General features: G+C 39.2%; 14 protein-coding genes. 9 read left to right on the plus strand and 5 right to left on the minus strand.

What is annotated here, in order from left to right:
- Positions 1-9 precede the first annotated feature (9 nt).
- From M2419_RS04925 to M2419_RS04935, 3 genes are all read left to right on the plus strand, one after another.
- Positions 10-711, plus strand: a complete 702-nt coding sequence (locus M2419_RS04925) for a hypothetical protein (RefSeq protein ID WP_259254397.1) — start codon at positions 10-12, stop codon at positions 709-711.
- 174 nt (positions 712-885) lie between these two features.
- Complete coding sequence (locus tag M2419_RS04930) at positions 886-1,065, plus strand: DUF5670 family protein (protein WP_259254398.1); 180 nt, start codon at positions 886-888, stop codon at positions 1,063-1,065.
- Between the two features lie 38 nt (positions 1,066-1,103).
- Positions 1,104-2,300: a GAF domain-containing sensor histidine kinase gene (locus M2419_RS04935; RefSeq protein WP_259254399.1), complete on the plus strand. Its 1,197-nt coding sequence runs from the start codon at positions 1,104-1,106 to the stop codon at positions 2,298-2,300.
- Between the two features lie 93 nt (positions 2,301-2,393).
- On the opposite strand, the gene M2419_RS04940 is transcribed toward M2419_RS04935, so the two are convergent.
- Together M2419_RS04940 and surE are read right to left on the minus strand one after the other, a co-directional pair.
- Positions 2,394-3,422 carry an aldo/keto reductase gene (locus tag M2419_RS04940; protein WP_259254400.1) on the minus strand — a complete coding sequence of 343 codons (1,029 nt, stop codon included), beginning with the start codon at positions 3,420-3,422 and terminating at the stop codon, positions 2,394-2,396.
- Positions 3,423-3,446: 24 nt separating this feature from the next.
- Positions 3,447-4,181 carry a 5'/3'-nucleotidase SurE gene (gene surE, locus M2419_RS04945; protein ID WP_259254401.1) on the minus strand — a complete coding sequence of 245 codons (735 nt, stop codon included), beginning with the start codon at positions 4,179-4,181 and terminating at the stop codon, positions 3,447-3,449.
- Positions 4,182-4,232: 51 nt separating this feature from the next.
- Between surE and M2419_RS04950 the strand changes: the two genes are divergently transcribed.
- Positions 4,233-5,141 (plus strand): diacylglycerol kinase family protein, encoded by a 909-nt coding sequence (locus M2419_RS04950; protein ID WP_235032849.1) that lies wholly within the window; start codon positions 4,233-4,235, stop codon positions 5,139-5,141.
- A gap of 97 nt (positions 5,142-5,238) precedes the next feature.
- The gene (locus tag M2419_RS04955) at positions 5,239-5,469 is read left to right on the plus strand and encodes a hypothetical protein (RefSeq protein WP_259254402.1); all 231 of its coding nucleotides are present in this window, start codon (positions 5,239-5,241) and stop codon (positions 5,467-5,469) included.
- A gap of 87 nt (positions 5,470-5,556) precedes the next feature.
- Here M2419_RS04955 and M2419_RS04960 read toward each other — a convergent pair whose 3' ends face one another.
- Positions 5,557-7,575, minus strand: coding sequence for a site-specific recombinase (locus M2419_RS04960; protein WP_259254403.1), 2,019 nt, complete (start codon positions 7,573-7,575; stop codon positions 5,557-5,559).
- 195 nt (positions 7,576-7,770) lie between these two features.
- On the opposite strand from M2419_RS04960, the gene M2419_RS04965 reads away from it, so the two are divergent.
- From M2419_RS04965 to M2419_RS04980, 4 genes are all read left to right on the plus strand, one after another.
- Positions 7,771-7,974, plus strand: a complete 204-nt coding sequence (locus M2419_RS04965; protein ID WP_182983723.1) for an ArsR family transcriptional regulator — start codon at positions 7,771-7,773, stop codon at positions 7,972-7,974.
- A 5-nt stretch (positions 7,975-7,979) separates the two neighbouring features.
- On the plus strand, positions 7,980-8,342 hold the full coding sequence (locus M2419_RS04970; protein WP_259254404.1) for a VOC family protein: 363 nt from the start codon (positions 7,980-7,982) through the stop codon (positions 8,340-8,342).
- A gap of 122 nt (positions 8,343-8,464) precedes the next feature.
- Complete coding sequence (locus M2419_RS04975; RefSeq protein ID WP_259254405.1) at positions 8,465-9,145, plus strand: hypothetical protein; 681 nt, start codon at positions 8,465-8,467, stop codon at positions 9,143-9,145.
- 152 nt (positions 9,146-9,297) lie between these two features.
- Positions 9,298-10,098 (plus strand): DUF1080 domain-containing protein, encoded by an 801-nt coding sequence (locus M2419_RS04980; RefSeq protein WP_259254406.1) that lies wholly within the window; start codon positions 9,298-9,300, stop codon positions 10,096-10,098.
- 180 nt (positions 10,099-10,278) lie between these two features.
- Here M2419_RS04980 and M2419_RS04985 read toward each other — a convergent pair whose 3' ends face one another.
- Both M2419_RS04985 and M2419_RS04990 read right to left on the minus strand, forming a co-directional pair.
- The gene (locus tag M2419_RS04985; RefSeq protein ID WP_200845577.1) at positions 10,279-11,517 is read right to left on the minus strand and encodes a Ca2+-dependent phosphoinositide-specific phospholipase C; all 1,239 of its coding nucleotides are present in this window, start codon (positions 11,515-11,517) and stop codon (positions 10,279-10,281) included.
- 9 nt (positions 11,518-11,526) lie between these two features.
- Positions 11,527-14,331 (minus strand): TonB-dependent receptor, encoded by a 2,805-nt coding sequence (locus tag M2419_RS04990; RefSeq protein ID WP_259254407.1) that lies wholly within the window; start codon positions 14,329-14,331, stop codon positions 11,527-11,529.
- Positions 14,332-14,556 lie beyond the last annotated feature (225 nt).

Below are 14,556 nucleotides of genomic sequence, written 5' to 3' on the forward strand. Positions count from 1 at the left end.
CTAAAAATCATGAGAAAACTACTTTTAAGTATTGCCTTGTTATTCATTACGATAACCTCAATGGCTCAAATTGGATTCGGATATCGATTTGGCATGGGTAGCTATAAAATGTCCGATATGAGTTCATTATTAAATGTTATTCAAAGCGGAATTAAATTAGACTATCCAGTTCCTATTTCAGTTACTGATAATTTCCCAAATCATTATACCAATTACGGTGAAATTACATACTCCGTAAAAAAGAATGACTATGGTGTCAATTTCACTTATCTATCCACAGGGGGTCGACTGGCCTATTCGGATTATTCCGGAGCTATTGCCTATAACTTGAATGCGAACGCCTATCGTATCGGAGCGGTATATCGTAATTTTTTCTTCCAGACAAATGAAGGACAGGATAAAAATTTATTGCTTTTTGCAGAGATCTCTCCTGCGATAACCATCAATAATATTACATCAGACGGTTATTATCAAACTCAATCTGGCCGCAATGAAATTGACAAAAAGCACCTTGTTGAATCCAAATCCACAGGTTTTTCGATCACTCCTTATGTTGGTATTCAGTGGAATATAGTTAAGGCCCTGGGCATTAACCTAGGTTTAGGATATAATGCTGAAATACCTGGTAAAAGTAGTGAAATGAGAGATACCAAGATTGACTGGTCTGGCGCTCGCTTTGGGCTAGGTCTAAATTATAAGCTGATCCATTAATGAATAGTTTCATCATTTGGAAAATTAAATCTTTTTAGACCTAAGCCGTAGAAATTGAAGAAAAAGCCGTTATACTAATGTAAAACGGCTTTTTTTTGTGAGTTTTCTTATCAAGTTACAAAATTACGAAACGATTCTATTTAGATATTGTTCTTCAATAAAGAATAATATTATATGGAAGACCTATTATATTCGGTAGCTATTAGCGTAATGATTGTTTTGGCGGTTACTTTTGTGGGCGGATTCATAACAGAAGATTTTATTCATATTCTTTTAATTATTGCAGCTATAGCATTTATATTTCGCGCAATAAAGGGTATTAGTAATTCTAAAGTGCACCAACCTCAACAGTAAGTCAAAGCTATTAGTAAACAAATAGACCGGCAACAAAAATGATAATCCCAAACCAATTAAATCAAAATCAATGGTACGATAGGTATACGAAGAAGAGCGACTTCGACTCCTGTCAAAGAATTTTGGAGGCTTTATGTGGCCACACGAAAATGAGGTATGGCATGATACGCAGGAAAGATGGCCGGAAATGGGGGAATTGGTGCGTTTATGACTATCATTCTCAGAAGATCGTCAATAAAAACAGTGAAAACTACGTTAAAATATATCAGGAAATAAGGAAAGGTTTCTCACCTATTTACATTGACGATAGCGAGCAATGTTCTGTCGACGAATGGACACAAGTTCTTCATGAATTCGGTTTAAAAAGCTATATCTCTTATCCGATTATTAACAAAAATAATTCTATTGTTGGACATTTGAGTTTCATGAATGCGGAACCCGTACACTTCGACCCAATTAAATTGGAGACGTTGCTCCCTGTTTGCAGTGATTTGATTGCAATAGATTTTAAAACTGCAATTGAACGTAGAAATACGAGAAGAAAATTAGAACAGGAACTTAGTTATTCCAAAAACAGAGAACTCGTTTTATCGTCCTTGGCCCATGATTTAAATAATCCCGTCAGCATCGTAAAAGTGATATCACAATATCTTGGCGCAAACATTAAAGATGAAAGCCAAAAAAACTTAATAAAGAAAATAGAGGAGGCTTCATCACGGGTAAAGGGTGTGATAGATGACATTTTAGATTTCAGTAGTATCCGTCTTCAAGACAGGCTAATTAGAATTAATGATCATTACCGCATGGATTCATTGATTAAGCAAATCTTATCGGAATTTGAAGTATTACATAATAGAGCACTAATCGCCAACATCAACCTTCCAGTTGATATACCCTGTGATCATCAGAAAATGGGGCGGGCTTTCGCTAATTTAATTGGAAATGCTATAAAACATGGTAATCCTCATGAAAATATCGAAATAAATGCATGCATTCAAAAAGAAAATTTCATTTTTAGTGTTACAAATGAAGTCGCCTATCCTCAATATTCAGATCTTACAGATCTATTTAAGCCTTTCGTAAAAGGAGTCAATAGTAATGGGCTCGGATTAGGATTATTTATTGTGAGTGAAATAGTAAAAATTCATAAGGGAAAAATAGTCGTAAATTTAAAGGACAATAAAATTACTTTTAACCTGATGATCCCCATAGATTCAGCTACAGTTGTTCAATAATAAAGTATAGACAATGATTTCAGTGAGAATTAGTTTTCGCTGAGATACTTTATTCAACAGACTAAGGGTGTGCTAATCAAACCCTTAGTCTTATTAGGTATGTTGGGTATTGGGTACCGGTGCGTGTTCTTCAATAAGTTTATCATGTTTTAACTCTCTCCAAAAGTCGGCGGGAATCTTGGCCTTAAAGGAATGTGCATTTTGCACGGCCTGCTCAGCGGTATGTGCTCCGGGTATAACACCGGACACTGCTTCGGGAGCCGCTGCAAATTGCAATGCTGCTGTACGGAGATCCACAGCGTGATTTTCCGCGACCTGTTGCAGAGCATTTAGCTTTTCTTTAACACCGGCAGGAAACTTCCCATCATAGAGATAACGGTCTTTACCCGATAAAAATCCAGCACATAATGGAGCTCCTACAATAATGGAAATATCTCTTTCAGCAACTTTCGGGAAAACCTGATTCAGTTCATCGTCATGTTTTATCAATGAATACTGGCAGGCCGAAAGAAAAATATCTGGATCGGCAACTTCCAATGTCTGTAAGATAGGAGTAACGGTATTAACTCCCAGTCCCCAACCTTTAATAACTCCTTCTTCTCGCATCTTAGTCAATTCGGGCATTGCTCCATGAATAGCTTGCTCAAAATAATGTGTATAGCTGTCTTTCATATCTCCATTGTCAGGTGAAAGGTCATGAATAAATACCATATCAATGGAAGATAATCCCAAGCGCTGCAGACTATCTTCAATACTTCTTCTCACTCCTGCAGCACTATAATCATATTGGTAAGCAAAATTTAATTTTCCTTTCCATAACGATTGTTCCATTTTAAAATCCTCCTGCGGCAACATTAATCGGCCTACTTTTGTTGACAACGTAAAACTTTCTCTAGGCTGATCTTTTAAAAATAAGCCCATCCTACGTTCACTGATACCCAAACCATACCATGGCGAGGTATCAAACAATCTTATCCCTGCATTCCAGGCGGCTTCGACTGCCTTTAAGCATTCGACATCTGAGTTGTGCTGAAATCCATTTCCCAATGCCACTCCGCCAAATCCAGCTTTGTTGGCGGGACGGAATCTTTTCTTTTGTATTAAATTTTCGGCTGTTACCATCTTATATTGTTTTAGTACTCCCTATTATTTATGTTCGCTCGTCTGCCTTGCCGCAAGTTCATCATGTGCTGTAAGATCAAGACGTAAAGGTGTAATAGAGACCAAATTGTGTTCTACTGCCCAGCGATCAGTCCCCTTTTCAGCTGGTTCTAATGGCACCACTGTGATCCAATAGTTTTTCCTTCCCATGGGATCCTGTCCAGGAACCACACTGCCATCATATAAACGTACTGATTGTCTTGTCCAGGAAAGCCCTTCGGGTTTGGGTGGAAAATTCACATTATAAAGAGCAGGGCCCTTATTTTTCAGTAATATCTTGAGTACCTCTATTGTCCACCGAGATAGCCCTTCAAAATCAGGTTCTGTCTTTCCAACAGGTGTACTCAATGCTATACCAGTAATCCCGAGCAATGTGGCTTGCTTTGCTGCAGCCAATGTTCCTGAGTGCCACATTGAATTGCCTAAGTTTGGCCCCATATTAATACCAGAAAGTACAACCTGCGTATCTGGAAACATATGTAAACCCAAGGCCACACAGTCTGCCGGTGTGCCATTGACCCTATAGGCATCAATATCCTCAAAAGTAACAGGCGCATGCCGATAGCTTAGGGGCCGAGAATGCGTAATAGCATGCCCCATTGACGACTGCTCAACATCGGGTGCAACAATCTTAACCGTCCCAAACTCTTTCGCCATCTGTGCCAGTGCCGCAATCCCCGGTGAATAGATACCATCGTCATTGGTGATAAGTATATTCATAGCTGTCCTTTTCTATGAAAACCAATCTCAAGCATGCTTTGTTCTGCTGTTATGAAAGAACATGGCAAAAACATAAGGTTAGTACACAATCCTGCCGCTGGGGATGACTCGAATGGAGACAAAGACGAACTATGTCAATTGATTGAAGATCTTGGCCACAATTGCACTGTAGTAACAAAAAAAGATGCTGTCAAAAAGATCGACCCACAGACAGATATCATCGCCTTGGCCGGCGGTGATGGTACCATAAGAATGACCGTTATGGGTCTATTGGAAAAAAAGCTAAGATTTAAGAGGCCGATCGCCATATTACCACAAGGCACGGCAAACAATATTGCTATTTCTCTTGGTATTCCTCTAGACTGTGAAAAAGCTATTGGTCTATGGAGAAACGCTCTACTTAAAAAATTCGATGTAGGGATGGTCACAGGATTAGAAAGAAAGCCCCTATATTTTATTGAATCTATCGGTTTTGGGGTATTTCCTATACTAATGAAAAAAATGGATAAAAAAAACACGGAAGATCTTAGTGCAGAAGATGAAATCAAAACCGCACTAAGACAGCTCCGCAAGCTGGTGGAAACATTCCCCGCTACCACACTGAGACTTACAGTGGCTGGAAATAACTATGAAAAAGAGTGCATACTAGTTGAGATCATGAATATACCAAGCATCGGACCGAGGCTAGTGCTTGCTGCTGATGCTGATCCTGGAGATGGACAGTTTGATATCATCATTGTCACTGTCGATCAACGTCAGGAACTTATAAGCTATATCGATGGACTATTGAATGGAACCGACGTCGAATTTAAAATAATACCTATCCGGGCTAGTCGATTGGCGATGGAATGGGAAGGCAAAGAAATACACATCGATGATGAGCGCAAGAGTTACTTCGGCCAACAATTGAAGCTTACCTTGCTGGAAGGTATAGTTGAAATTATCACAGGCAATAAATAAGATACGATTTCAGCCAACGATAATGGTTCGAAAAATGTTCTCTTTTAAAAAACGAGTTAAAATGAACGGATCAAAAAACATAAACCATAAACTAGGCATGGTGCTCCTTCTCATGATTGCTATCCCAAATCCAGATCCACGTGAGCCAAGCCCAGACTTGTCCGAGTCACAGGAAGAGGAAGCTTCTAAAGAAGAAGAAGAGGGCCCTAACACCAATCTATCTGGTCTCAAAGACGATCGCACCCATAACAAGGAGGAAGCACAAGCCGAACAGAAAGAAAAAGATGATGAAGATAAGCCCGACCTTTCTGGTGACATCAATGTTTAGATCATAGCAAAATCATCTTATATCTTTACGTTTGGGCACATACCTCTCGGCATCGAAACATCGCAGTCAACAATAATATTAAGTCCCTTAACCTTTTCGAGGTGGGAAGAAAAACAGTTTTGGATTTATTTTAAAATAGATCCAAACAGCCTTTCCCATTTTAATCAATTCTTTCGACGATAGATTTCGCGAGCGGAAGGCTAACATCAAGGATAGCGAAAAGCTGACCACAAAATTAAAGAACCCTATAATTCCAATCCCTAAAATGCCCCAAACCCATATGTCGGTAGAGAGCTCCATCCCATGACCAAATAAGCCCAAGGCCAAATTTCCACTGGCAAATGTAATATGCCTAATGTCAAGATTTAAACCTAAAAAAAGTCCGATGGAAGCTGTTGAACCCATAAAGATCCCGAACCACACGTTAGACACGATTCCTGCCCATTTTTTTTCATAAAACGAAGCTATTTTGTTTGTTTTTGCTTGTCCAAATATCTTTTTCAACATGGGGTGTTCCTGAATACGATAATATACGGAGTTATGCTTGTCCCGATTTGAAATACTGCCGGCAATAATTCCGGAAAGAAATAAAAAAACACCTGCAATAGAGGCATGCAAGACCAAGGGCGTCTTTATCGGATTGAGGTCATTGACCAGATGTAACCACTTGGCACTCGCAATATTGACCTGAAACAATTGTTGAATCACCCAAACAAGAAAAAGACTCATCGGAAAAGCCATCAAAACATTACCAACAAAAGCAATAAACTGAGACCGAAATAATCGCGCAAATAATTCAGCAAATATCCAATATCGATGCTTGTTGGTCCCCTGTTCGGCAATCCCCTGCTCAATTGCGTTGACCAATGCTGAAGCTGTCATTGCAGGTTGTTTGGTGGCTAAGGTAGCACCAAAGAGATAAATTAACGTAAAGCCAATAGCATAATTCACGCTATATAAAAATGCATGACCAAACTCACTGCTGTGTACGTTACCTAATAATAATTTAACGATACACATTACGCCCACAATGAGGCCGCCACCGCAGGCAGAACGGAACATTTTCCAATATTCCTGCCGACTTGAAGTAATATAATGCTCCCCAGTCTGTGCAGTATGATGAGTAATCTCGTACGCTAAAAGCTGTGTACTCTGCCCTACCAATTTGCGAATATTGCTTTTTCGGGAATTGTAACCAATAAGGGTCATTGCTAGTGCAATCGTCTTTTCCTTTTTTTCTTCCGGATTATCAATCACTAAAAAAAGTAAGATTTCTCGGATCCTTTCAAGTTGCTGCCGCATGCGCAAAAGTGATTGATTAACCTTTATGGAAATTCCGAAACGATGTGAATTATCGAAGGCAGTTTCAATATACGATTCGCACTGCTTATGAAGTACCAAAATTTGTTTATAAGACAGATCATCCGAGGAGATAAACTTATTATCCGATTGCAAAATACGGTCATTCAATTCGGTGAATTCCCGCATAATGGCTATAAATGGACTATCAAAATTCTGAAACTCAGGTACCATCTTGTTTACATCCGTTTCCATTGCACGCCCCGTAATACGTTGAACCAACAGTTCCAATCCATACAATATTTCGATCATTCCAAAACCAGTTTCATCATCATAAATTGTTTCGAATCTACATAAACGAAACAGTTCATCGACCTGCTCTTGCGAAACCGTAGCAATCCAGTCAGCATCACGAGGTTTGTAAAAAACCTGATTTAATATATATTGCAAAGTAGACTTGGGTGGCTGAAAAGGCAAGTATCGCTCGGTGATCCTTTTTTTAAGTTCATAAAAAAAATCCGCATAGCTGATAATTCCTGTATCTGAAATCAACTGATCAAAATCTTTACTAGCCAGAACTCTTTTTAAATAAAACTGAAAGCATTCCAGCTCCTCGGGTGCGGCATGGAGATAGTCCAGTAAAAATTGAATATCGATCTGATAAAGCAGATTGGTATGCTTGGGACGAATCATATCCACTAGTAGAACCAAAAAATCGACGCTTACATAAGCAGAGTCTTGTAATTGAGTTTTATATCGTATAAACAAACTGCTTACCTGCTGCTCTTTATCCTGTTCTTTTTTCATAAATTATAAAATCCCTGTTTTAGATACCAAATTTAGGTACATTTTGTTTTTTTAATCTAAAAGAATAACACGCCACATTGTGTCAAATAGCCACTTGAATAGATGATTTTGATCATTTTGCTTCCCTTTGCATTTTCATAATTTTATAGCTAAGAAACTATAAATCAAAAATTAAGCCCAACATAACAGACGAAAATGAAAAACTACGATAAAGTGAAGTCCGCAAAATTATGTTACGAACATATCGGCGGAAAACTCGGCCAGCTCTTATTGGAGGTGTTAATAACAAAAGGTTGGCTAGCAAAAACAGATCCCAGCGATAGACACCTCTATATTACTGAACTTGGAGAATCCCAATTGACAGCATTCGGCATTGACTTATCACAAATCAAATCGTAACCATCATGAACTTACTCTTAGATTACGACAATTTCTTTCTACCAGCACAGGACCTGGAGAGCGCCAAGGAATTTTATGGAAATCAACTTGGTCTTGAAACTAAATTCGACTTTTCGGATAAGGGAATGATTGCGTTCAAAATAGGCAAAAATGAACCTGCAATCATTCTTAGTACAGTACAACATACCAAACCGACTATTTGGTTTACTGTTGACGATGTGAAAACTACATGTGAATATTTAAAGGAAAAGGGAGTCGTATTTCTAAGCGAGCCATTTGAGATCATGACGGGTTTAGCGGTTGAATTTAATGATCCATTCGGAAACAAACTTGGAATAACAGATTATTCCAAATCAATTAAAGTTTAATGAGTAGACATTCCAACTGAACGTTTTATATTCATAAACAGGGTTTTATTTTTTTCAGGCAGATACCATGACTATGCAAATGAACATTTAAGTATATTCGTATAACTTAACGAATTCATACTATGAATGCGATGACAGACTGTGAACTTCAAAATATAGACCCAGACGATATTGGCGATGTACTCGTTAAAGTCGAAAAATCATTTGACATTAAGTTTAGGGGCACAGAACTTATGCATATCTCAACGTTTGGTGAGCTCTGCGATCATATCACAAATAAGATCCAACTTGATCATTCGAGCGACTGTACAAATCAACAGGCTTTTTATAAGCTACGTGAAGCAATAGCTTCGACAGCTCAAATCGATTCTAAAACGATCACGGTAAACACTGTACTTACGGACATTTTCCCAAAACATAGTCGGCGGTTAACGGTAAAAAAACTCGAAAGACATTTAGGCTTTAAACTTGACATCCTACGCCCCCCTTTCTGGCTAACGCTAATACTCGCGATTTTTTATGTTGCTTCCTTAGCTGGTATTTACTTTAATTGGCCAATTGGGCTAACAGGCCTTGTGTTTTCGCACACTTCGCTTTGGATTGCACACAAAACCGGTAAGGTGCTTGACTTGCAGACGGTAGGACAACTGGCAAAAAAAATGACAGCGGAAAATTATTTAAAATCGAGACGAAACCCTACCACATGCAATAAAATCGAGATTGAAAAAGTATTGACAGACCTGTTCAGTAGTGAACTATACCTTGACAAAAGTAAATTAACAAGAGAAGCGAAACTTGCTTAATATATACTGATTCGTCGTTTAAATTGTCTTATTATGATCTAGCCAGCGCTTAACGGCAATGAGCTACGGCTGTCCACGATATTTCTTAGACTGTAAAGTTTAATGGAATATATCGTATCTTGCTATCCAATTTTAAACCAAATATCACTTCAATGCGAAGAATTATCTATTCAATAGTAGCTATCGGTCTTATTTTTACAGGATGCGCAGGAATGAAAGGTCAGGGCGATAATAATGGCTGGAAATCCTTGTTTGACGGAAAGGACATCAATGATTGGTTTGTCAAAATTCATCATCATGATGTTGGTGTGAACTACGGAAATACTTTTAGAGTTGAAGATGGAATGATTAAGGTCAGATATGATCAGTATGATGATTTTAATGATCAATTTGGCCATTTATATTATAAAATACCCTTTTCTTATTATCATTTAAAATTTGAATATCGATTTGTAGGCGAGCTCCATAAAGGTGCCCCCTCCTATACACTTCGTAATAGCGGCGTTATGTTTCATTCGCAGGACCCCAGAACAATGTTGAAAGAACAGGATTGGCCCATTTCTGTCGAAATGCAACTTTTGGGAGGACTGAGCGATGGTCAGCCCCGCCCAACAGGCAATATGTGTTCTCCTGGAACTAATGTGGTCTATCAGGGCAAAATAGCTTCCTCACATTGTTTAAATTCTACTTCGAAGACCTATGATGGTGATCAATGGGTTAAAGGGGAATTGATTGTATTAGGAGATTCGATAATCAAACATATCATTAACGGAGATACCGTACTAGAATATTCAAGACCTCAGATTGGAGGTGGAACAGCCAATGGGTATGACCCAAAAATTAAGATCGATGGTAAGTTGCTCAGCAGTGGATTTATCGCATTACAGAGTGAAGGTCAACCCGTAGATTTTAAGAATATATGGATTAAGGAACTACCTAAACCAAAGAAGTAAAAGAGGTTAAGGCAAGGAAAAAGGTTCAAAAATGGAGTTTTTTAAGAGAAAAACAACCGTTCAGATTATTTCAATTTCTGAAAAATCCTGTATGAACAAGTAAGATCATTCGAAAAACTTCTGAGAGTGACCTTACTTGTTCAATTTATTCAAGTGTATTTGCAATAGCGACCAATAGACCTAACGTTTTGTAGATACCATGTCCTTAGATTTTTTCATCATGCTATTTACAGGATTCCGGCGGGCCACCTTACTATTGGGCAGCCTTACATAATAAGAAGTATTATAACCATTTCCAGGTCTAAAAAAATCTGTGGAAATGATCTGAGCTCCACTACTGAAAGCAGCATTAGCCCTACTGTAATCATTTATTTTTGCTTCATAGGTTTCAATATCAGACCTACTACGTACGATATACCCCTCCCTCACCAGACGTTGGATTTCTTCCTGACGAACCAAAGCATTGTCCAATAGTATAAAAGAAGCAAAACTATCATTGGGTTCCGACTGGACAAACATGATACGCTTCTCAAGATTAGGTTTATCTTTAACATAGGCAGATTCAAGGTTCATTCCTGCTGTTGCTGGCAGCAGCAGGAAGACAAATTTCCCTCGAGAAGCCTTAACAGTGGGCCAATGACCAGAACGTATTGCTTCACGTAAAGTACTGTAATTTCCACGTACATCGTCAGGTGTAATGAGCTTTTCTCTTCCCAATACCGCAACAACTTCGGCATCCAGCTGGTCAAAAGCTTTATCATCAAATGGAAGTACTTCAGCACCATTAGGAAAAATCGGGATCCCCTTGTCTTTGGCCTCGACCATAATAAATATAGGGAGATGTTGGGGATGCTGTTCGGACCATTCTCGCAGCGCTACAAGACCTGCACGGAATGTTGCATAATGTGATCGAAAATCAAAATCAGCAATATGAAGCATCTTGAAACCAGGTTTTTCCAAATCCTCTTTTTGATATGGAGCGAGATCCGAAACTCCCATTTTATTTAGGAGTTCATAGCCTGCAGGTTTATCAAAGCGATGTCCAGTAGGGTCATAATATACATCCATTTCTAAACTACGGATTCCACTATCTAATTGCACATCAAAAGGCGGATGGTCGTATTTTAATCCTTCACTCATAGACATCGCATTGGGGTGAAACTCCTTAAAGGAATTAAGTTTATCTGGAGGGAATAACGTTGACATCTTCTCCATCATCTTTGAAAAAATAGGGTCTGCATAAGCCGAAAGACGTGGATCCACGGGTCTGGCGTAACTATTGTGTGTCCCAAGGACTTGAATCTGATTGATCTTTAGTTGATCCAGTTCTGCCAGTTCGGTTTGTTGGCCAAAGCTTGTTCCAATGCCCACTACAAGCAGGGACATTGCGATTAAAGTGATTTGTTTCAATTTCATCATTGTTGTCATTTAAAAAAGTTTTGCACTGATACCAATTTGACCGCGGACTGAATACCATTCAGCCTGCTCAGCACGATCGTATACACCATGGTAATAGCGTACTGGGGCACCAGTAATATTGTTTAGTTCGGCAAATAGCCTAAACTTGGCGTTAATAGCGTAAGAAGAAGAAAAGTCTACCGAAAAATTACTCGAATACCATCGATAATGCTCAGGTCCAGCTATTTGCCGAATAGCATCAAGGTATTTCCCTTTATAATTCCCTGCAATACGAGCCATAAATTTGCTATTTTCATAGATTAGAGAAACGTTGAAAAGATGCTTGGCCTGTTTAGGAATCACACTTTTATCTTCTATTAATTTTCCATTGTCGAAGCGCGGAACTGTAGCCTTTGAATCTGTAAACGTATAATTTGCATCGATTCCAAATCCCTTCCATATTCCGGGCAAATCGGTAAACCTCTTTGATATGCCGGCTTCGAAGCCTGCGAGCCAAGCATTTTGGAGGTTATCCGGTTCGTTGACATTGAACATGATGCCATTGATATTTTGTGTAGACTGATTGGAATAAATCAGGTTGGAAAGCTTTTTATAAAATGCGCCTGCTGAGACCATCCCTATTCCACCGAAATAATGCTCAACCATCAGATCAAAGTTGCTGGCAAAAGTGGGTTTCAAATTAGGATTTCCGCGTGTGATCACACGGTTGATATCATCCTGAACTGTACCTGGATTGAGATTCCCAAAATCGGGGCGCGCAAAACTTCGCGTAAATGCAAGTCTAATAATATCGTTTTTTGTCGCATTGATCTTCACATGCAACATAGGCAGAAAGGCATTATAGCTATTGTCCTGATTGATAGCTTCGACATGAGTAGATTTATCGGCAAGCGTAGATACTTTGTTCCCCGAAAAAGTGACTTTGTTATATTCGTTCCGTATACCAGCAATAAGGGTAAACTGCTCAGTCAGTTTGTACTCCGCGGAGCCATAAATAGCGTAGACATTTTCCCTTCCACTGTAATAGTTGGCCGCTCCAGAGGCATTTGTAGCGGAATCGACTCGGAAGGGATACAACTTGTTACCAGCAATTCCTGCTGGTGAAGCAAGCTGCTTTACGGATTCCATAGAAATCTGGTCAATGAGTTCATTGTCATAAGGTGATCCTATTTCGGTCAAAAAACCCCCACGATACGGATAAGGTTCAGTCCCTAAACTAGCTAAGGTCGGGGCAGGTCCTGAAACACCGGCTACATAAATACTATACGGGTTTTCTACTTTCTTGTCTTTGTGAATATATTTGCCGCCAAATTTAACAGCCAATGAATTGTTCGGCGTATATTTTAAATTGACGCCAGCACGTTTGTTGCTCTCCTTGTTTTTACTCCTAATATTGACGACTTGTGTCAACTTCATAGCCTCGGCACTAATTGGAGAGGATGGTGAAAGATGTGGTAGGATCCGATCAATATTATCCCCTACTCCATCAGGTGAATCCATCGCCAAGTATTTCTTTCCATCTGTAGCCATGTCTTCGTAGGAAACTTTCTGGGAGAAAGTAGCCATCGGGTAATAATCTGGATTCTTAAATTTGAATGAAGATTGATCCATGCTAATTGCCCAGTCCAAGCCTAATTTTTCTGAAAAAACGGACTGTCCGCTCAGCTCTCCGGAATACAGATTTGTATGATAATCTGCCGTCCTTGTTGTAATTGTTGCTGTCTTGGTATTAAAATAGAAGTAGTTTTCCCGTACGCGTTGAGCATCTAGATATTCACTATACAAGCCCTTGACCATAATTTTATGTTTCTCGTTGAAGGCATATTCCAGCCCTCCATTAAACCCAACAGTACGTCTGTGGGCAATATAATCTCGCAATTGAAGATCTGTAATGGAAAAAGCTTGAGTCTTATTGCTGTTTCCAAAATCATAGTTTAGATTGTATCGATCCTGGGCAGCTGTTCGGTCCCAGATTACTGCAGAAAGAATGTACCCTAATTTACCCTTCGCAACACGGTCTCCAAAAAGGACAGAACCATTATATGAGCCTCGTTGAGATTGTTCATTATACCCACCGGCAGCATTGATGTTGAGTGTACGTTTAAGGGGGGCAGCCTTGGTAATAAAATTGATGGATCCACCAATAGCATCTCCTTCCATATCAGGAGTAATAGCTTTTGACAATTGTACATATTGAATCATTTCCGAGGGAAATATATCCATCTGAATTCTCCTATCTGCATAATCAAGACTAGCTGAAGGAAGTCTATTTCCGTTTAACAACGAAGCACTCCACTGGATTGGTGTCCCCCGTACAGAAACATAACGTCCTTCCCCTTGATCCCGCTCAATTGAGACCCCCTGAATACGCTGTACAGCTTCGGCAGCATTCCGATCGGGCAGTTTACCAATGGCATCTGCCGCTAACACTTCCATAATGGCATTTGCCCCTTTCTTGATGTTCAATGCTTTGAGTTGAGAGCCCGCAGAAGAACCAACAACAACAACTTCACCGAGGCTATTGTTGGAAGGCGCTAATTTAATGTTCCCTAAATGAATCCCTTCATGGGAAACTATTGTATCAAGTGTGAACACCTGATAGCCGGTATAGAAAATAGAAAGCTTAATACGTCCCTTTTCTTTTAAAATCAATGTAAATCTACCATCTAAATTGGTTTGTGCCGCCAGCTTTCCAACTTGCACTGTTGCCCCGGGCAATACTTCATCAGTCGTTGAAGTAACTAATCCCGTAATCTGTTGTGCCTGTAAAAAAAAAGGCATCAACACAATCAAAAAGAGTAACGTTCTTTTCATATCATGTAATCAATTTTTGTTATTTGACACGAAATTGATATTTCATTAACTACCGATCGTCTTCCTCGATAAAGAAGAACCTACCACTTACGACAAACCACATAAATAACTGTATTTATGCTATTTACAAGAATTAATTTTGTATTAAGCTTAGGTTATCGATAAATTGGCACCTGGCTAACGACGCAGAAATACTCCTTTGCCAATTCATAGCGAAAAGTATAA

It is taken from the genome of Sphingobacterium sp. BIGb0116, assembly GCF_024808035.1.
GTDB lineage: Bacteria > Bacteroidota > Bacteroidia > Sphingobacteriales > Sphingobacteriaceae > Sphingobacterium > Sphingobacterium paramultivorum.